The organism is Paenibacillus sp. CR_12, assembly GCF_041953985.1.
GTDB lineage: Bacteria > Bacillota > Bacilli > Paenibacillales > Paenibacillaceae > Paenibacillus_AQ > Paenibacillus_AQ lautus_A.
On the sequence record NZ_JAVFHO010000002.1, the window covers coordinates 1,164,080 to 1,182,902 of the forward strand.

Sequence of the window (18,823 nt, forward strand, 5' to 3'; positions counted from 1 at the left end):
CCATGCTTCCGGGTAGTTCGAGCTGTCTATCGATTAAGAAATTCTTCGCTTCGCACAACGGCTGCCCCGAGACTGCCCTGAAAGTGGCTTAACGCCCACTTATGCCCCTCCGGATTGAAGCTGGCAATGCCATCTTCATACACCGTTATTGTGTACCCGTAATTATACGCATCCACGGCAGTATGCAGCACGCAGATGTCGGTGCATACCCCGACAAGATCGACTTCGGTAATCCCGCGTTCCCGCAGCTTCTGGTTCAGATCCGTACCGCAGAATGCGCTGTATCTTGTTTTATCCATCCAATAGATCGTATCCTTGCGATCCTCATAGACCTGTTGTAACTCGCCGTATAATTCCCGCCCCCGGGTTCCCCGGATGTTATGCGGAGGAAACAGCTTGGTTTCGGGGTGAAAAGCGTCGTCCTGCTCATGCAGGTCCACGGCCATGACGACAAAATCCCCGCGATCGCTGTATAATCGGGTCAACTCTGCAATGGTCTTCTGAATGTCGATGGCGGGTTTCCCTACCGGCAGGTTACCATCCACGAAATCATTCGTGAAATCTATCACGATTAAGGCTTTCATCTGACACACTCCTCTACGATATGATTAATGTGATCGATAAAATAACAGCGGTTGAATCATCGACCTGCTACGTATAAATCGATAGCAGCGGCGCATGATCCGTAAATCGGTACAATTGGGCCGGACGTTGGGAATATTGGTTGGAGCTTAGCGGCTTGCCGTTCTCATCCCGCGCTTCTTCCAGTATCCCCTGTCTGCTGCGGGTCGATGTGATTTTACGGATAAAGTTGGGTTCGTTGAACTCGGGCACAACCGTCTGGATGACCTGGTATAACTCGCTCAGCGTAAAATGCTCCGGCAAAAACTGCCTGGCAATCGTCGTTTGCAGCATTTGCAGCTGAATCTTGCGGTAAGCATCCATAATAATATCCCTGTGGTCAAAAGCAAGCTCCAGCTCCTCCAAAGCTTCCGCGACCGTAAACAGGCCAACCTCTTCCGCGTCATCGGCAGCCTGGCGGTGCTCCAGCATCCACTCCTCTACGAGCGCATAGAAGGCATGGCTGATAATCCAGCCTCTTGGATCACGTCCCGGCGCGCTATACACGCCCAAGTACTCCAAGTGTCCGCCGTCCACCCCGGTCTCTTCCTTCAGCTCCCGTTTGGCGGCATCGTAAATCGACTCGCTTTCACGGCAAAAACCGCCGGGAAGCGCCCACATGCCGGCACAAGGCCATGACCTGCGCCGGATCAGCATCACCTTAAGCTCCCGAATGGGCAGTGTCTTGGTAAAGGTCTTCCGTTCCCGCTTCGTCAAGGTAAACATCACGATATCGGCGGGCACACCGTCCGGTGTTCTGTATTTCTTGGCACTGCTCTTTGGCGCCTGTTCGCGATCCGTCATTTCCATCACCATAACTATTAATTTGATAATTTCATTATGACATATTTAAAAATGATGTCAAGGATTTCCTAGCCCAATCTCTATATAAGTTTACTATGCCCTATCCATCCTCATTCTGTGCATGTTAACAAGAACAGAAAAGGTGCGGAACCATTCCGCACCTCGTTTCCTCTATCCGCAGCTGCTTGGCGGCGTATCTTTGCCTGTTTCCACGTTCACTTTTTCCGAAACGGTATCGTGAATCACGGACACGACCAGCTGAAGGAGATAATTAATGTCGCTCTGACTTTGCTGGAACTCCATCACGAGCGGAATGCTGTCGATCTCCTCCTGCAGCTCTTCGATCTCGCGTTCGATTTTTGCTACCATGTCCTTGTTCTGGAACGTTTCAAAAGCTACGATTTCTTTTTGCTTTTTCTTAATGGTTTTGATCAGGTTTTGGACCCGTTCGTGATTCTGGATCTTCTCTTCCGCTTGCTTAAACATCTGAACTTCTTCGCTTGTGGATATTAAATTCGCCAGCTCGCCGGCTTTCGCCAGAATATCGTCGCGTATAATCAATTCACGCGTATTGTAAGTGGACATACCGTAGGTGTTGGTACGAACATGATCATGTGCCAAGGTTCATCGCTCCAATTCTTCATCATCTATATGGGTATATGCAGGCATGGATCCATTGCGGTAACGGTCTATGCTGCATTGGCATGCTTCTTGCCCCTCCATTATACCGCATCTGAGGCAGGAATCGCGTCCGGGATCATATCCCCTTTGATATACCAGGTCTTCGTATCCGTGATCCGTACATTCACGAAGCTGCCTACGAGTTCCGTTGAGCCTTCAAAATGCACCAGCTTGTTCGTGCGCGTGCGTCCGGACAGCATGGAATCATTGTTCTTGCTGACTCCTTCTACCAGGACCTCCACCGTAGATCCAAGCAGCCTGTCGTTGCTCTTGCGGCTGTATTCATTAATGGCGGCGTTCAAGCGCTGCAGACGCTCGCTCTTAACCTCCATCGGCACGTTATCCTCCATCACCGCTGCCGGCGTTCCTTCGCGCGGAGAATAAATAAAGGTATACGCAGAGTCATAACCTACTTCCCGTACCAGGGACAGCGTCTCCTCAAACTGCTCATCGGTTTCGCCGGGGAAACCGACAATGATGTCGGTGGTGAACGCTACATTGGGAATCGCCTTCTTAATCTTATGGGCCAGTTCCAAATACGTCTCGCGGGTATATTTCCGGCTCATTTTCTTGAGCACTTGCGAGCTTCCCGACTGCACCGGCAGATGAATATGCTCCACCAGGTTGCCGCCCTTCGCCAGCACCTCGATCAGATGATCGTCGAAGTCCCTTGGATGGGATGTCGTGAAGCGAACGCGCGGGATATCGATTTTGTGAATATCATCCATCAGATCGCCGAAGCGATACTGGATATCTTCAAAATCTTTGCCGTACGCATTCACGTTTTGACCGAGCAGCGTAATTTCCTTATACCCTTGACGGGCCAATTCGCGAACCTCGGCAATGACGTCCTCCGGACGCCGGCTGCGTTCCTTGCCGCGGGTGTAAGGGACGATGCAGTATGTACAGAATTTATCACAGCCGTACATAATGTTGACCCAGCCGCGGAGACCTTCCCTTTTCTTCGGAAGATTCTCGACAATGTCGCCTTCCTTGGACCACACTTCAACCACCATTTCCTTGCTGAAGAGCGCTTCCTGAATCAAGTGAGGCAGACGATGTACGTTATGCGTGCCGAAGATCAGATCCACGAAGCCGTGCTTTTGGAGAATTCGATTCACGACCGATTCTTCCTGCGACATGCAGCCGCAAACCCCAAGCAGCATATCCGGCTTTTCCGTCTTCAGATGCTTCAGGTGGCCGAGTTCGCCAAACACCTTGTCCTCCGCATTCTCACGAATGGCACATGTGTTGAGCAAAATGATGTCCGCCTGCTTGCGATCCTCGGTTGCCCGGTAGCCCATCTGCTCCAGCAATCCCTTAATCGTCTCGGAATCATGCTCATTCATCTGGCATCCGTACGTATACACGATGTAATGCTTGCCAGCCCCGATGCTTCGGAACTCCTCAGGCAGCTCGGTATCGTACAGGACTTCGACACTCTGTTTGCCGCGTTGTTTTTCCTGTCTATGATTAGGCTCCGAAAGAATGTTGATTTCCCGGCCGTTGATGCGAATTCTCTTCCCGTGTTCGTCTTCCGAGAGAACTTTGGCTCCTGAAAAATCAAAATACTTGGAGTAGTCCTTACTTTCTTTGGACATGCTAGGTCACTCCTTAGATCCGCAAAATCTCTGGTTTACATGACAATATTGCTTAATAGGCACTGTTTTAAATTATATCATGATCTTTATGCCTAAGCTACCACCCTGGTGCTATTAGAGCGTTCCTTGGCCGTTGATTTCTTCTCCGCATGTTCGGCAGCACGCCGCCCGTAAACTTGGAATTTCCAAAAAAGAGCCTGGCATCGATGAATCGATCCAGGCTCTTCTTGACTGCGAACTTGTAAAAGCTGCGCATGCGTGACACATACAGTATGTTCTTATGGCTTTCTAAAGCCGCGGATTAATCAATAATTTCAGCAGTGTCTCCGGTTTTGGCGCCGGCTGCGTTGGCCTCATCGGTGTCGATGTGCATGTCGAGCGCAAAATTGTCGGATACGCGGGCAATGACGTTCTCCAGCACGAGGCCGCGTTCGCCGCCTAGGCGCACTTTGAGCAGGTCCTTGTCCTTGATGCCCCACTGCTCCGCATCGGATGTATGGAAGTGAATATGACGAGCGGCCACGATGACGCCTTCGTCCACCGTTACTTCACCTGCCGGGCCTTTAATCGTGATTCCCGGGGTTCCGGCAATGTTTCCGGATTCGCGCACGGGTGCTTTCACGCCGATGGCAAAGGAATCCGTACGGGAAATTTCCAGTTGGGTTGCAGGACGCGCAGGTCCCAAAATTCTTACTTTATCGAATTGTCCCTTCGTTCCAATGACCGCTACCGTTTCGTTGGCCGCGAATTGTCCTGGCTGGGACAAAGGTTTGAACTCTGTAAGTTGATATCCAGGGCCGAACAATGCCTCAATATGCTCTTGGGTTAAATGAATATGGCGGGCGGATACACCCACGGGTACAGTTTTACTCATCTGTCTCACTCCTTGTTTTTCTCTATATGCTGTACATGCCATCACCTATTATACTCTCTATTACCCAAAAATAAAAAGGCAACCCGCGTGTTTCAGGCCGCCTTCTTTGGTTTCTTGCGCGATCTGCAACAGGATTGTCATAGTTACCCTCGAATCCAGGATGTTATGCGTCATGTTCATATTCTTGAACCGGCGATGCAGGCAAATGCTGTTCAAGAAAACGCAGCGGATTATCCGACATCCAGCCCTTGACCGTCGATTCGGGATAAAACTTGAGCAGCAGCTCCTGAAAATCCGGATACCGGCCTGGATGCTCCAGCCCTTCGATCCACTGATCGATTCCGTCGAAATCCGACCCGAACATGATGTGCTTCTCTCCGCCCAGCTCACAAATCTTCTCGATGTGCGGCAGGACGTCCTCCGGCGTCACGCGCTGGACACCGCTGCGGATAAACCAGGGCACAAACGTGATGCCGATCATGCCGTTTAACGCTATCAGTGCCCGTATCTGTTCATCGCTCAAATTCCGGGGATGCGGGCAAATGGAGTAGGCATTGGAATGCGAAGCAATGACGGGCCGCTGAGTCAGCTCCGCCAGTTCCCAGAAACCGGCCTGGGACAGATGGGACACATCCAGAATGATGCCTGTTCTATGACATTGCTCGATCAGCTGACGTCCCCGTTCCGTAAACCCGCCGTTTCGCTGCTCCAGCACGCCATCCGCTGCCCAGTTGGCATAATTCCAGGTAACTCCCATCAATCGTACGCCCATATCAAATAAAAGCTGAACGTAATACAGATTGCCCTCCAGCCCGTCAACGCCTTCCAGCGACAGGACGCCGTACCGCTCCGTTTTGCGTTGTCCCATCTCCCGGACTTGTTCCCGCCAGAGCAGGGGCTTCAGATGACCCGCGTTCACGATGCGGCTTCGGAATACATCCAATTGGGCCAGCACGCGCTCAAAGGAGGGCCTCCCGAATTTCTCCGACAAGAACACAGCGAATACCTGAAGCGCCAGATCCCCGCGCTCCAAACGCTGCATCGTTACATCCAAATGCGGGCCGTCCACAAAAGAGGCTTTGGGATCTTCCCACATTTTGCTCAAAACATCGCAGTGAAAATCAACCGTCCGCATCGTGCCGCTCATCCCCCTTCTGACCTGTCACAGCAAAAAGCCTGTTTACGCTAAGCAGAGTAAACAGGCTCATCCTCAACATTCGAAATTTATCTAGGTTCCACGATCAATTTAATTGCCGTCCGGTCTTCGCCATCAATCACAATATCCGTAAAAGCAGGGATGCATATCAAATCCACCCCGCTCGGTGCTACAAATCCCCGGGCAATCGCTACCGCTTTAATGGCCTGGTTCAGTGCTCCCGCCCCAATCGCTTGCAGTTCCGCTCCGCCCCGCTCCCGAAGAACTCCAGCGAGCGCCCCTGCAACCGAATTAGGATTGGATTTTGCTGAAACTTTTAATACTTCCATGGTAAGTACCTCCCCTGGGAATGTTGAGTGATGGTTTGCTTCCGCTTACTAGATGTTATTCGTGAGAGGAGAAAAAATTCCTGCTTTTTACCATCCGTACCTAATTTAATTAAACGGATTTTGACGTTTTTAATCCATCCGCCATTCATCTTCGTACATGCGGATTTTTTGGATCTTCCGGGCTTTTCCCATCTCCTCATCCATGTCCACGCATACGGCGTGGAACTGCCATTTGCCTTCGTCGACCTGGAAACGGGCAGGAAGCTGGGTCTTGAATTTATACATGACCGCATCGCGCTGCATGCCGAGGATGCCTTCCTTGGAGCCCACCATGCCGGTATCCGTAATGTATGCCGTTCCTCCCGGGAGTATGGTATCGTCATTGCTCTGCACGTGGGTGTGCGTGCCGACCACCATCGAGGCACGGCCTTCCAGATGCCATCCCATGGCAATTTTCTCCGAGGTCGCTTCAGCATGAAAATCCACAAGGATGCATTTGTGCTTCTGGCGCAGTGTATCCACGATGTCATCGGCGGCCCGGAACGGGCAATCGATGGCTGGCAGGAATGTCCGTCCCTGCAGATTCACGATCGCCAGCTGTTTGCCGTTCGCTTTAATGACGGTGTATCCGCGGCCGGGCGTGCCGGGCGGAAAGTTCGCCGGGCGAACCATGCGGGGTTCGTCGTCGATAAATTCAAATATATCCTTGTTATCCCACGTGTGGTTTCCCAAGGTGATGCCATGAATGCCCCAATTGAAAAATTCATTGGCGATGGCCGAGGTGATGCCGCGTCCTGAAGCCGCGTTCTCCCCATTGGCAATAATGATGTGCGGATTATATTTGGACTTCAGCTCCGGAAGGGAAGCTTTCAGCGCCTTGCGTCCTGTGCTGCCGACAATGTCTCCGATGAATAATACTTTGATGTCAATCACTCCTTCAGGGGAGCCTGTCCTGTCCTGACTTGATCCCAGGCAGGTCGGTTCCCGATTCATGGATAGTCCGATATGTATTTTCGGATATCTTAAAGATAAAAAGTGGCCGGAATGCGGCCACTTTTTAAGGTCCAAACTCTATTTCGCGTAATCGACCGCACGGGTTTCCCGGATAACGGTGACTTTAATATGACCCGGATAATCCAGTTCATTTTCAATCGTTTTGGTAATGTCGCGTGCCAAGCGGAATGCTTCGGCATCGTCGATTTTTTCCGGCTGTACCATGACGCGAACTTCACGTCCTGCTTGAATGGCGTAGGATTTCTCAACGCCTTCAAAGGATTCGGAAATTTCCTCGAGCTTCTCAAGACGACGGATGTACGTCTCAAGCGTCTCTCTGCGTGCCCCCGGTCTGGCAGCGGACAATGCGTCGGCTGCGCCCACCAGCATGGCGATAACCGAAGTTGCTTCGCAATCACCGTGATGGGAGGCAATGCTGTTGATAACCACCGGATGTTCCTTATACTTCTTCGCCAGCTCCACGCCGATTTCAACGTGCGATCCTTCCACTTCATGATCCAGCGCTTTACCGATGTCATGCAACAGTCCTGCCCGTTTCGCAAGCACGATGTCTTCGCCCAGTTCGCCGGCCATCAGGCCAGTCAAATAGGCCACTTCCATGGAGTGTTTCAACACATTTTGTCCATAGCTCGTACGGAATTTCAGTCGACCCAAAATTTTGATCAAATCCGGATGCAAACCGTGTACGCCAACCTCGAAAGTGGCTTGTTCCCCATACTCGCGAATGCGTTCGTCCACTTCCTTGCGGGATTTCTCCACCATTTCTTCGATACGAGCCGGATGAATCCGTCCGTCCGCCACGAGCTTTTCCAAAGCCGTACGGGCAATTTCACGGCGAATCGGATCAAATCCGGACAGAATGACAGCTTCCGGAGTATCATCGATAATAAGGTCAATCCCTGTAAGGGTCTCAAGCGCACGAATGTTTCGGCCTTCACGTCCGATAATCCGGCCTTTCATTTCTTCGTTCGGCAAGGTGACAACAGAAACCGTGGTCTCAGCTACGTGATCAGCCGCACAGCGTTGAATAGCCAGCGTGATGATCTCGCGAGATTTCTTATCTGCTTCTTCCTTCGCCTGCTGCTCGATTTCTTTGATCATCTGAGCGGTTTCATGACGAACTTCTTGCTCGACATTGCTGAGAATGATGCTGCGGGCATCCTCCATCGTCAGGTTGGAGATGCGCTCCAGTTCTGTCGTTTGCTTCTTGTAAATTGCATCGATTTGCTGCTGGGTTTCCTCTATTCGTTTCTCTTTGTTCGCCACTTGTTCTTCTTTACGTTCCAAAGATTCTATTTTTTTATCCAGCGACTCTTCCTTTTGCAACAATCTGCGCTCCTGCCGTTGAATTTCATTCCGGCGCTCGCGAGTGTCTTTTTCAGCTTCGGCTCTGATTTTATGAACTTCGTCTTTAGCTTCGAGAACCGTTTCTTTCTTCAATGCTTCTGCTTCCTTCTTCGCACTTTCGACGATCTGCAAAGCGGCATGCTCGGCACTGGAAATTTTAGCTTCTGCAAGGGATTTGCGAATAAAATAACCGAACCCAAAGAATATAGCGGCTACAGCGAGAACGATTATGATCCAGATCCAAGTTTCCATCTGTTCACCTCCTCGTTGTTTCCTCCAAGGCATTCCTTGGGAAAATGTGCAATTGTCAGGTTACTCATTCATACATAAAATTTTCCGGCAGTGGAAGCTGCCGTCCATACTGCGCACGCCATAATGATCGTACGCAAATCCCGCCTTAGCCAGCGGAATACATTTCACTATGAATTGGCGATTTAAGAATCTTTCACAAAGTAGTCACTTTTTTGGAAGGAAAAAGGATTCTAATTTATGATAAAAAGATTCATATTTATTTTAGTATTTATAAAAAGATATTGTCAAGGGAAAGCAATGGGTAAACGTCAGTTTCATCCAGTGAAACCATTTCTTTTAGCGAAAAAATGCACACCTGCTTGTGCTTTATTCAAAATCATACGGCTCTTCGTCCCATTCGCCTTTCTCCTGCTCCTCTTCGATCAGAATTTTGAGTGCCTGGCGCACAGGCTCTCCCCCAAACCCCCTACGCATTAAATATGCTCCGGTTTTACGTTTGCGATCCAGCAGCTCCCCCTGGGTTTGCTGCCATTTTTTTCGTCCCACGGCCAGGCAGCTCTCCAACTCCGATTCTGCGCTGATCTCGCCCAAAGCCTCCGAAATCAGCTCGGTGCCGATTCCCTTCTGCCTCAGCTCCTGCTTAACCCACAGCCGTCCCTTCTTATGGCTGGTCATGCGCTGCTCTGCCCACATCTTAGCGTACAGCGCGTCATCCACCAGCTTGTCCTTCTCGAGGCGTTCCAGCGTCGTCTCCACGCTGCTGGGCTCGAACCCCTTTTGCTGCAAACGCTGCGTGATCTCTTGCGTCGTCCTTGGTTTCCGCGCCAAATGATTCAGCGCTTCCACGTAAGCCCGCTGCCGCTCATCTGCCACGACAATCTCCTGCAGCTCTTCCTTGCGAAAAACATTTCCCTTTAACATGCGATATTTAAGCATCACGTCTTCATGAACGGTCATAAGGTACGGACCGAACGCGATTTGATACCGGTGTTTGGGCTTTTTCAGCATTTCGACAGAGGTTATGACCAGATCCTCGTCTTCCGGAAAATGTCCAATTCCCGAGGAATCCGCCTGTCCCGACATTTCTTTATTCTCTATATCCATACGACGCTCCCTTCACGGCTGCACGCTTCTCGACACATCGTCAAGACCAATGATTCGGCAGAAATAAATGCAAAGAAGACCGTCTGGCGTTACCCACACCGGACGGTCCCCAACACTGTCATCGTTAACCAGCGATTTATTACTCTACCTTAAACAACTCTTGCTCTTCCAATTCCTCTTGTTCCTTCTCCTTATCGGAAGCCTCAGGAACAACGGTCGTCAGGTTACTCGCTTCACGGATCTTGTTCTCGATCACGCTGGCGATCTCCGGATTCTCCTTCAAGAACTGCTTCGCATTCTCGCGGCCTTGACCAAGACGGTCACCGGCATAAGAATACCATGCTCCGCTCTTATCCACGATATCCAGTTCCGTACCGATATCGATCAGGCTTCCCTCTCTAGAGATGCCTTCGCCGTACATAATATCAAGCTCGGCCTGTTTGAAAGGTGGAGCTACCTTGTTCTTAACAACCTTAATCCGTGTGCGGTTACCCACCACATCGTTGCCCATTTTGATGCTCTCAATTCGACGCACGTCCAAACGAACCGTGGAATAGAACTTCAGAGCACGTCCGCCTGGGGTTGTTTCAGGGTTACCGAACATAACGCCAACCTTCTCGCGAAGCTGGTTGATAAAGATGGCAATCGTTTTCGACTTATTGATGGCACCCGACAATTTACGAAGAGCCTGGGACATCAGACGGGCTTGCAGACCCACGTGGGAATCACCCATGTCGCCTTCGATCTCGGCTTTCGGTACAAGCGCGGCAACCGAGTCAATAACGATGACATCGACGGCGCCGCTCCGTACCAGAGCTTCTGCAATTTCCAGCGCTTGCTCGCCCGTATCCGGTTGGGAGAGCAGCAATTCATCAATGTTAACGCCCAATTTGTTTGCATAGGATGGATCCAGAGCATGCTCGGCATCAATAAATGCAGCTTGTCCGCCAGCCTTCTGAACCTCTGCGATAGCATGCAGGGCTACTGTTGTTTTACCGGAGGATTCCGGTCCGTACACTTCAATAATCCGGCCTCTAGGCAAGCCGCCGGTTCCTAAAGCTATATCCAATGCCAACGATCCGCTTGGCACAATCTCTACCTGCATATGGGTGGATTCACCCAGTTTCATGATGGAACCTTTTCCGAACTGTTTCTCTATCTGGCGAAGCGCCATTTCCAGCGCAGCACGACGATCTGACAATTGTTCCACAACCCTTCACTGTTGATAGTCTTATCATACCTTGTTTTGACACGTTTGCCAAGCTTTTTTTCGAACATACATTCGTTTTTTTTATTCAGCTCCCCTTCCCGTTCATGCTCCGAACCCTATGTATAAAGAACAAGAACCGTGGCAACATCAATCGATATGCCACGGTTCTTCCGTATTTCCCATTATACTTGGAACGGTTCCTGAATTCAAGAACAGCTATTTAGCAAGGTGTAAATTTTTTACTTTTCCAAATGCTCGGTCGCCTTTGGCCACGAAGCCTAAGCCTGCTCAGAGGCTACGAGACGCTGCCAAAGCCGGTATAGCAGCGCCTTGGTTGCGCGGAGCCGGATCGTTTCGCGGTTGCCTTGGAGGTTCAGCTCATGCACTTCCGTTTCTTTGCCCCTTTGGGACAATCCGATGTAGACCAGCCCTATAGGCTTGCGTTCCGCGTAACCCGGACCTGCCACGCCTGTCACCGACAAACCGAAGTCGCTGTCGGTTACCATCCGGACATGATCCGCAAGCGCTTCTGCAACCTCCGCACTGACGGCCCCCGGCGCATCGTCCCCCTCCAGCAGCGCATGCGGGATATGCACAAGCTTCTCCTTGATCTGGTTGGTGTAACAGATGATCCCCCCAAGAAACATCGATGCGCTTCCGGGAATGGAGGTCAGGGTCTCCGCTACAAGTCCTCCCGTGCAGCTCTCCGCCGCGCTCAGGGTCCAGCTTCGATCTGCCATCATGTCCACGATGACCTTTTCGATGGGCACATCCTCGTTGGCATACATAAATTCAGGCCCTCTCTCCTGGATCCTGGCTTCGAGTTCATTCAGCCGGACCATCGCCTCAGACTCGCTGGAGGCCTTCGTGGAGATGCGGACGGTGACCTCCCCATCCTTGGCATACAAAGCAATCGTCGGATCGGTCTGGGCCGTAATCAGGTCCTCCAGGCGCTGATCCAGCGCGGACTCCCCGATGCCCGCGAATTTGAGCATCTTCGAATAGATGGGAAGCTCATCCGTGAGCACATGCTGCAGAAGCCAAGGCTTGGCCTCCTGCTCAAACATCGGCATCAATTCTTTGGGCGGCCCCGGCAAAACGATATAATGAGTGCCTTCATAGGATACCGCGTTCCCGACGGCCAGGCCTGTCTCGTTCGGAAGCGGGGTGCCTCCCTCGATGGCGAGAGCCTGGCGCCGATTGTTCTCGGTCATGACGGATCCCCGCTCATGAAAGAAGCGTTCAATCCGGTCCATGGCCATCCGGTCGATATGCAAGGAACGATTTAGAAAGGAAGCCAGCGCATCCTTCGTCAGATCGTCCTGCGTGGGACCGAGACCGCCGGACAGGAGTACAATATCGGCTCTGCTGCTAGACAGTCGCAAGGCCTCCTTGAGCCTCTCCAGGTTGTCCCCGACAACGGTTTGATAGTACACGTCGATCCCCATTGAAGCAAGCTGTCTGGACAAATACTGTGCGTTGGTATTCACGATCTGTCCGAGGAGAAGTTCTGTTCCAACTGCAATGATTTCTGCTTTCATGATTCATCGATCCTCCCGTATCTTCTATCTCTTCGTTAGTAGCTGCCTTCGTTATTCCTTACCCGGCGGAAGAAAAAAGCAATAGGATGGCTCCTATTGCCGTTATGCCCCGGTACCTTTGAGAAGGTGCCTGTTCTGGACAAAATATTCGATTCCCGAATAGATCGTAATCAGCGCGGCAGCCCAGATCGCAATGACATCAAACGGAATCCCCAAAAATACAAACGGGAAATTGTTGATCAGAAGCGCGACAATCGCCACGATCTGAATCACCGTCTTGATTTTTCCGGATTGACCTGCTGCGACTACCGAACCTTCCAGAAGCGCAATTTGTCTCAAGCCAGTCACCGCAAATTCCCTGCTGATGATGACAACAGCAATCCAGGATTCGCATTTTCCCATCTCTACAAGCGATATGAGTATGGCCGCAACCAGCAGTTTGTCCGCCAGCGGATCCAGAAGTTTACCCAGATTCGTCACCATATTGTTTTTCCGGGCCAGATACCCGTCAATGCCGTCCGTGCTTGCAGCAAGTATGAATATCAGTGCCGCAATCAATTGGTTATAGGGCAGGACAAAATCATTCCACACAATGGGATCCGGATAAAAATCAAAATCCACCAGCAGGAAAATCATCATGACAGGGATCAAGCAAATGCGGGCCAACGTGATACGATTGGGTAAATTCATGGGGCAACCTCCCTTGCAACGGGTTGTCTTGTTAACTCGGCAGACCCTGCAGCGGTTATCCTTCTGCATGTCATCAGGGTCGCTCTTCCCAAGAGCCTAAAGGGTTTGAAGCGTGCATCGCTGTCTGTCATTTTCATCCCCCAGTAATCTATGTATACGTTAATCCTTATATATCGTTTTTTAGTATAATATTTCCGTTGACGCCCTGTCAAAAGAAACAAACCAGCCGAGCCCACCCCTTATTGCTTGGAGGGAGAGGAGCGTTTATTTAAAATTGGTGAATTGCAGATCCAAGGAAAGGTCCGCTTTGCGAAGCAGCTGCATGATCTGCTGAAGATCATCCTTGCTTTTTCCGGTTACCCGAATCTGGTCGCCTTGAATCTGGCTCTTGACCTTCAGCTTGGAATCACGGATCAAAATATTGATCTTTTTGGAATTCTCCTGGTCGATTCCCTGCTTCAAGGTCAGACGCTGACGGACGGTACCCATGGAAGCCGGCTCGATCTTGCCGTACTCCACATTTTTAAGCGACAAGCCCCGCTTCACCATCTTGGTCTGCAAAATATCGATAACGGCGTTGAGTTTGTACTCGTCATCGGAGGCAATGACCAGCGCGTCCTTGTCCAGCTTCAAGCTGCTCTTGCTGCCCTTGAAGTCAAAACGGTTTTCGATCTCGCGCTCCGCTTGATTAACCGCATTGGTAAGTTCCTGCATATCCATTTTGGATACGATATCAAATGAGCTTTCTGAAGCCATGGTGAATCCTTCCTTTCATTTGGCGATAATGCTTCTATTATAGGTAAAACCGAGAGACAAGTCTAATCCTGTAAGGAATCCGCGATGGATCAGGAACGAAAAAGACTCCGCTTATCGCCAACATCATCCGGCGAAAACGAAGCCCGCTCCCTCAACTGCTAGCTTTCTCATCATGCACCGGACGGCGGAACATACTCAGTATGCCGAGTAAAATATGTGCCAGCCCAAAGCCTAATATGCCATACCCCCAGCTGCTCGGAATCAAATAATAGCCCAAGAGGCTGACGATAACGCCTAATCCGAATACAATCCAATTGACCGTCACAGAGCATCACCTCTTTCGGGAAGTGAAATAACAGCATGCAGCTGCATGCTGTTATGATGACCTGGAGGACAGGCAATTATTCGAAGTCGGTGGTATCCGATGTATCCCCGGTACCCGCGTTATCCATGGTGCTTGCGGAACCATCGGCCGGCTCCAGCACGATGCGCGACGTGGACTTGCCATCCGTTACGGGCTGGCCGCCAACCGTAATGGTCGTTGCAGCGGAATTCCCCGATTTCACGAAGAGTCCCTGGCTGTCCATGTCAAAGCTCAGCGAAGCACCGTTCTCGAGCATTTGGAAAGCCAGCTTCTCCCCGGAAGTATTGTTGCCGCGGTATACCTCGACCCAGCTCTTGCCTTCGCTCGTGGCCACAATCTCAACCTTCACGGACGAGCCCGATACCTTAAATACGGTGTTCTTGCCTTCCGTCCGGTCCTGCGTCACCGTAGCCGTTCCAGGCGTTGAATCACCCGGTTCATCGATGTCCGTTCCGTCTGTGCCTTCTGTTCCGTCTGGGGTGTCAGTTCCTTCTCCGTCCGTGCCTTCGTTAACCGTGCCGTCCGGAACATTGTCGCCGCCCTGCGCTCCGTCGCCTGGCGTCCCGGAATCCGTGTTATCCGGAGTTTGCGGGTTCTGCGCCTGATCGGTCTGCGTCTGATCATTGTTGCTGACCGGCGGTTCGTCCTTAGGCTCATTCGAATTGATGGCCACCAAATATATGACAACAACGATCAGGATCGGGAACGTCCACATCAGCAGCGTAGGCAGCCATTTCATGTTCCGTTCGGCTGTCGGTCTGCTGGCGCGCTTTTGAATAACCGGCTCCATGGTCGCTTCCGGTTCGGATTTAGGCACATCCTGTTTGTGCCCTTCAAGCAGTTCGTCCGGGTCGATCCCCACCGCTTCCGCATAGGTTTTGATGAATGCCCGCACGTAAAAACTGCCGGGAAGTACTTTGTAATCCCCTGCCTCGATGGCTTCCAAGTATCGCTTGCGTATTTTAGTCATTTCCTGCACATCATCAAGGCTCATCCCTTTTTGCAGACGCGCCTCCCTTAATTGCTGTCCCAGTTCGGACATGCCATCACCTCCTACTTTAGAATTTCGTGGTCAAAGTCAAACAAAAATATTACAAATCGTCACTATAAGAGCCCGTGAACGTATCATAAACGATTTCCTCTTCCGGATTGTTTCGCAATTCGATGATAATGTCGAAATCATCGTAGGAATATTCGGATTCGCGAACAAAGATATCGGGATGCTCGATCACCTTCGTGCTCTCCATTCCCATGATATCCTGCAGGAGCTGATAGTGGCGTTCATTGGATCGGATCGTGCTCACAATGCCGTCAATGATAAAAATGTTGTTCGTATTCATCTCGTCCTCGGAGAGTTGACTGCGAATGGTTTGACGGAGCAGCGTAGAGGAAACGAAGGTCCAGCGCTTCATCGCGCAGACGCTGCCGGCGATAATGGACTCGGTTTTGCCCACGCGTGGCATCCCGCGGAGGCCGATGACCTGATTACCTTCCCTTTTGAACAATTCACCCAAAAAATCAACAAGTAAACCGAGCTCATCACGCGTAAAACGAAACGTTTTACGATCATCCGAGTCCCGGTCGATATATCGTCCATGACGGACAGCCAGAATATCCACCAGTTTCGGGGGCCTCAAGGCTGATACCGTAATATTTTTCATTTTGTTTAACATTTTACCCATCAGAACAATTTTTTCTTCGTCATCCGTCTCGAGCAGCATTCCGCGGGTTTGGCCTTCCACGCCGTTAATGGTCAGTATGTTCACTTCGAGCATGCCCAGCACGGATGCAATGTCACCGAGCAAACCGGGCCGGTTCTTATGTATCTTATATTCCATGTACCATTGATTCGATTCCACAAAGACACCTCTTTGCACTTCTTTTCCATCAATATTCGACAAATTCCAGCGAAAATTGCACGCAAAAACAGGTCAAATGAAAAATGGGTCACGTTAATGATATATAAAATAAAAATGAAAGGCAAGTATTAACGGTGACATGAAAATTACATTCTTTTTTCTTGACAAAAAGCCCCCATTGTCGGGGGGCTTTTTGTTAATGGATTATGCGTTGTTCTTGGCCAATTTCACCATCAGACGCGCGATAACGTGGCGTTCTTCCTCGTTACCTACATCCCACAATTCTTTCAGTGCCCGGTTGGATGAGTTTTGCGGATCAACCTTCTCATCGAGGAAATCACCGATCTCATAAGCCAGCTGGGAAATGGTGTCTTCACTCATGCCCGCTTTCTCGGCTTGAACGACGCGCTCGCCCAGGAATTTCTTCCAGGAATCAAAGTTTTTGATTACGGATGACATGAATTAAATCCTCCTTTTGCGTGGTGGCAATTCAGATTTAAAGTAACAATAGTAATATGTCCCCGTAACCAATACCTTATGAGTGGTGAATTGCACCACGAACGAGATCTAGGTCACCCATCCTCCGTTCGGGCTGATCACTTGCCCGGTAATGTAGCCCGACTCGGGCAGCGCCAAAAAATACACCAGCGACGAAATCTCATCCGGCTGCGCCAATCGGCCGACCGGAATTTCATCCTCCAGCATGCGAATTTCATCCGACTCCAGATGCCCCAGCATGGACGTATCGACCGCACCGGGCGCCACGGCGTTCACCGTTACGCCTGACGGGGCAAGCTCCTTCGCGAGGGCCTTCGTAAAGGCATTAACGCCGCCTTTGCTTGTCGAATACAATACCTCGCAGGAGGCTCCGGATAACCCCCAGATCGAGGATACATTGATGATTCTGCCAAAGCGCTGGGAAACCATGCGCCCCATAAAAGCCTGGGAACACAGAAACATCCCGCGCAGGTTAATGGACATCAAAGTATCCCACTGCTCTTCCGTCACGTCGGACAAAAGCCCGTAATGGGACACGCCCGCGTTGTTAACCAGAATATCCGGCTCCATACCATGACTCTGCAGTTTCTCTTTCATCCGTAATATCTGCTCTTTGTCGCGCAGGTCGGCGGATACGGTTAATACCTTGGCTCCATAAGCCATGCAGCGGCGGGCTACTTCGTTGGCCGCTTCGTGCGAATTCATGTAGTGGATGACCACATTCATGCGGACCGAGGCAAAGCGTTCGGCGACAGCCGCCCCTATGCCTCTGCTCGCACCCGTAATCAATACCGTCATTTCCCCGATCGGCTTCAATTCTCTTCCCATGCCTTGCTTCATTACGGACTCACGACGATCGATAAAGCCAGCTGGTTCCAATCGACATGCTCCTGCAGGCGGCGGTTGACATCCTCCAGGGTGATGGATTCATAAACCGGCAAAACGTTGAAGAAATCGGCGCCGCGGAACTGATAGCGAGTAAATTCATGGGCAATGTTTTCCGGGGAATTGAGCATACGCAAGTATCCGCCCATTTTCTTCTTGCGGGCCCGTTCAAAGTCCGAGGCTTGGAATCCGGATGCCTTTAGCTTATCCACCTCGGTACGGATGCGCTCCAGCAGTTGATCCGGATCCTTCGTGTCCCCGCCAACCGCGGAGAACGCATACTGGGGCGAGCTGTTATATTCATGACCGAAGCTGTCGGAGATCAAATCCTCATCGTACAGCTTCTGATACAACTCCGTACTGGAGCCAAACAGGAGATCCATCATCAGCTTGGTCGTCAGGTCGCGGCGCAGCTGCTCATCGGCCGATAAACCCACCTGCTTCTCCTTGAAGCCGAACAGGCATTTCGGCAGCGATACGGCCAAGCGGCTCTCCCTCCGCTTCTCTTCGACCCCCTGCGGTTCCGGATCGAATAAACGCTCAATGGAGCCTTGTTTGTCGTACGATTTTCGGGCTTGGTGCGATCGGATCAGGTTCATCGTTTCCTCGGGATCGACGCCGCCCACCACGAACAGCAGCATGTTGCTCGGGTGATAGAACGCATTGTAGCACGTATACAGATCTTCTTTCGTAATCGTCCCGATGGATTCCACCGTGCCGGCGATGTCGATATGCACCGGATGCACCTTATACATCGCTTCGATCAGTCCGAAGTACACGCGCCAATCCGGGTTGTCCTGATACATGTTGATTTCCTGGCCGATGATCCCTTTTTCCTTCTCCACGTTCTGGTCGGTAAAATAAGGATTCTGCACGAAATCGATCAGCGTCTCCAAATTTTCATGAATGTTCTCCGTGGCCGAGAAGAGGTACACGGTCTGATCAAAACTGGTAAAGGCGTTCGCAGAGGCGCCATTGGAAGCAAACTTGGCAAAAATGTCGCCTTCCGGCTCCTCAAACATTTTGTGCTCGAGAAAATGCGCAATTCCGTCCGGAACCCGGGTCTCGGACTCGCCTTGGACCTTGAAATGGTTATCGACCGAACCGTACTTGGTTGCGAAGGTCGCATAGGTTTTCTGGAAGCCGGGTTTAGGCAGCACATACACGTGCAAACCGTTATCCATCACTTCGTAATACAGCGTTTCCTGCAGGTTGTCATAATGAATGCTCTCCACCG

The 18,823-nt window shown here is 51.0% G+C and carries 20 protein-coding genes; all 20 read right to left on the bottom strand.

The window, feature by feature from the left end; genetic code table 11:
* Positions 1-26 precede the first annotated feature (26 nt).
* Positions 27-584, bottom strand: coding sequence for a cysteine hydrolase family protein (locus tag RB297_RS09005; protein ID WP_375120293.1), 558 nt, complete (start codon positions 582-584; stop codon positions 27-29).
* A gap of 67 nt (positions 585-651) precedes the next feature.
* Entirely contained in the window at positions 652-1,437 is a 786-nt protein-coding gene (locus RB297_RS09010) for an NUDIX hydrolase (RefSeq protein ID WP_015736272.1), read from the bottom strand.
* A gap of 159 nt (positions 1,438-1,596) precedes the next feature.
* The gene (locus RB297_RS09015) at positions 1,597-2,046 is read right to left on the bottom strand and encodes a YlbF/YmcA family competence regulator (protein WP_015736273.1); all 450 of its coding nucleotides are present in this window, start codon (positions 2,044-2,046) and stop codon (positions 1,597-1,599) included.
* A gap of 101 nt (positions 2,047-2,147) precedes the next feature.
* Complete coding sequence (gene miaB, locus RB297_RS09020; protein ID WP_015736274.1) at positions 2,148-3,707, bottom strand: tRNA (N6-isopentenyl adenosine(37)-C2)-methylthiotransferase MiaB; 1,560 nt, start codon at positions 3,705-3,707, stop codon at positions 2,148-2,150.
* Positions 3,708-4,008: 301 nt separating this feature from the next.
* Positions 4,009-4,581: a phosphate propanoyltransferase gene (pduL, locus tag RB297_RS09025; RefSeq protein ID WP_096774477.1), complete on the bottom strand. Its 573-nt coding sequence runs from the start codon at positions 4,579-4,581 to the stop codon at positions 4,009-4,011.
* A 163-nt stretch (positions 4,582-4,744) separates the two neighbouring features.
* Positions 4,745-5,716, bottom strand: coding sequence for a dipeptidase (locus RB297_RS09030; protein ID WP_375120295.1), 972 nt, complete (start codon positions 5,714-5,716; stop codon positions 4,745-4,747).
* An 89-nt stretch (positions 5,717-5,805) separates the two neighbouring features.
* Positions 5,806-6,066, bottom strand: coding sequence for a stage V sporulation protein S (locus RB297_RS09035; protein WP_006211249.1), 261 nt, complete (start codon positions 6,064-6,066; stop codon positions 5,806-5,808).
* A gap of 129 nt (positions 6,067-6,195) precedes the next feature.
* Positions 6,196-6,990: a TIGR00282 family metallophosphoesterase gene (locus RB297_RS09040; RefSeq protein WP_375120586.1), complete on the bottom strand. Its 795-nt coding sequence runs from the start codon at positions 6,988-6,990 to the stop codon at positions 6,196-6,198.
* Between the two features lie 147 nt (positions 6,991-7,137).
* Entirely contained in the window at positions 7,138-8,679 is a 1,542-nt protein-coding gene (rny, locus tag RB297_RS09045) for a ribonuclease Y (protein ID WP_009589303.1), read from the bottom strand.
* Positions 8,680-9,045: 366 nt separating this feature from the next.
* Positions 9,046-9,783, bottom strand: a complete 738-nt coding sequence (locus RB297_RS09050) for a regulatory protein RecX (RefSeq protein WP_036659265.1) — start codon at positions 9,781-9,783, stop codon at positions 9,046-9,048.
* Between the two features lie 139 nt (positions 9,784-9,922).
* Positions 9,923-10,984: a recombinase RecA gene (gene recA, locus RB297_RS09055; RefSeq protein ID WP_277746374.1), complete on the bottom strand. Its 1,062-nt coding sequence runs from the start codon at positions 10,982-10,984 to the stop codon at positions 9,923-9,925.
* 287 nt (positions 10,985-11,271) lie between these two features.
* Positions 11,272-12,534 carry a competence/damage-inducible protein A gene (locus tag RB297_RS09060; RefSeq protein WP_015736280.1) on the bottom strand — a complete coding sequence of 421 codons (1,263 nt, stop codon included), beginning with the start codon at positions 12,532-12,534 and terminating at the stop codon, positions 11,272-11,274.
* A gap of 102 nt (positions 12,535-12,636) precedes the next feature.
* The gene (gene pgsA, locus RB297_RS09065; RefSeq protein ID WP_009589313.1) at positions 12,637-13,224 is read right to left on the bottom strand and encodes a CDP-diacylglycerol--glycerol-3-phosphate 3-phosphatidyltransferase; all 588 of its coding nucleotides are present in this window, start codon (positions 13,222-13,224) and stop codon (positions 12,637-12,639) included.
* 264 nt (positions 13,225-13,488) lie between these two features.
* The gene (locus RB297_RS09070; RefSeq protein WP_009589306.1) at positions 13,489-13,980 is read right to left on the bottom strand and encodes a YajQ family cyclic di-GMP-binding protein; all 492 of its coding nucleotides are present in this window, start codon (positions 13,978-13,980) and stop codon (positions 13,489-13,491) included.
* Between the two features lie 151 nt (positions 13,981-14,131).
* Positions 14,132-14,305, bottom strand: coding sequence for a hypothetical protein (locus RB297_RS09075; RefSeq protein ID WP_277746376.1), 174 nt, complete (start codon positions 14,303-14,305; stop codon positions 14,132-14,134).
* 76 nt (positions 14,306-14,381) lie between these two features.
* Complete coding sequence (locus RB297_RS09080; RefSeq protein ID WP_375120296.1) at positions 14,382-15,386, bottom strand: RodZ domain-containing protein; 1,005 nt, start codon at positions 15,384-15,386, stop codon at positions 14,382-14,384.
* Positions 15,387-15,435: 49 nt separating this feature from the next.
* Positions 15,436-16,203, bottom strand: coding sequence for a DUF3388 domain-containing protein (locus RB297_RS09085; RefSeq protein WP_009589314.1), 768 nt, complete (start codon positions 16,201-16,203; stop codon positions 15,436-15,438).
* A 204-nt stretch (positions 16,204-16,407) separates the two neighbouring features.
* On the bottom strand, positions 16,408-16,662 hold the full coding sequence (locus tag RB297_RS09090) for a DUF3243 domain-containing protein (RefSeq protein WP_009589302.1): 255 nt from the start codon (positions 16,660-16,662) through the stop codon (positions 16,408-16,410).
* Positions 16,663-16,770: 108 nt separating this feature from the next.
* Positions 16,771-17,541: an elongation factor P 5-aminopentanone reductase gene (gene ymfI / locus RB297_RS09095; RefSeq protein ID WP_036659259.1), complete on the bottom strand. Its 771-nt coding sequence runs from the start codon at positions 17,539-17,541 to the stop codon at positions 16,771-16,773.
* Positions 17,541-18,821 carry an EF-P 5-aminopentanol modification-associated protein YfmH gene (yfmH, locus tag RB297_RS09100; protein WP_375120297.1) on the bottom strand — a complete coding sequence of 427 codons (1,281 nt, stop codon included), beginning with the start codon at positions 18,819-18,821 and terminating at the stop codon, positions 17,541-17,543. Before yfmH ends, ymfI begins: the two co-directional genes overlap by 1 nt.
* Between the last annotated feature and the right edge of the window lie 2 nt (positions 18,822-18,823).

What these genes read in the sequence shown, in the direction of transcription:
- RB297_RS09005 (WP_375120293.1), bottom strand. Translation starts at nt 584, where the DNA reads ATGAAAGCCTTAATCGTGATAGATTTCACGAATGATTTCGTGGATGGT.
- RB297_RS09010 (WP_015736272.1), bottom strand. Translation starts at nt 1,437, where the DNA reads ATGGTGATGGAAATGACGGATCGCGAACAGGCGCCAAAGAGCAGTGCC.
- miaB (WP_015736274.1), bottom strand. Translation starts at nt 3,707, where the DNA reads ATGTCCAAAGAAAGTAAGGACTACTCCAAGTATTTTGATTTTTCAGGA.
- pduL (WP_096774477.1), bottom strand. Translation starts at nt 4,581, where the DNA reads ATGAGTAAAACTGTACCCGTGGGTGTATCCGCCCGCCATATTCATTTA.
- RB297_RS09030 (WP_375120295.1), bottom strand. Translation starts at nt 5,716, where the DNA reads ATGCGGACGGTTGATTTTCACTGCGATGTTTTGAGCAAAATGTGGGAA.
- RB297_RS09035 (WP_006211249.1), bottom strand. Translation starts at nt 6,066, where the DNA reads ATGGAAGTATTAAAAGTTTCAGCAAAATCCAATCCTAATTCGGTTGCA.
- rny (WP_009589303.1), bottom strand. Translation starts at nt 8,679, where the DNA reads ATGGAAACTTGGATCTGGATCATAATCGTTCTCGCTGTAGCCGCTATA.
- RB297_RS09050 (WP_036659265.1), bottom strand. Translation starts at nt 9,783, where the DNA reads ATGGATATAGAGAATAAAGAAATGTCGGGACAGGCGGATTCCTCGGGA.
- RB297_RS09060 (WP_015736280.1), bottom strand. Translation starts at nt 12,534, where the DNA reads ATGAAAGCAGAAATCATTGCAGTTGGAACAGAACTTCTCCTCGGACAG.
- pgsA (WP_009589313.1), bottom strand. Translation starts at nt 13,224, where the DNA reads ATGAATTTACCCAATCGTATCACGTTGGCCCGCATTTGCTTGATCCCT.
- RB297_RS09070 (WP_009589306.1), bottom strand. Translation starts at nt 13,980, where the DNA reads ATGGCTTCAGAAAGCTCATTTGATATCGTATCCAAAATGGATATGCAG.
- RB297_RS09080 (WP_375120296.1), bottom strand. Translation starts at nt 15,386, where the DNA reads ATGTCCGAACTGGGACAGCAATTAAGGGAGGCGCGTCTGCAAAAAGGG.
- RB297_RS09090 (WP_009589302.1), bottom strand. Translation starts at nt 16,662, where the DNA reads ATGTCATCCGTAATCAAAAACTTTGATTCCTGGAAGAAATTCCTGGGC.
- ymfI (WP_036659259.1), bottom strand. Translation starts at nt 17,541, where the DNA reads ATGAAGCAAGGCATGGGAAGAGAATTGAAGCCGATCGGGGAAATGACG.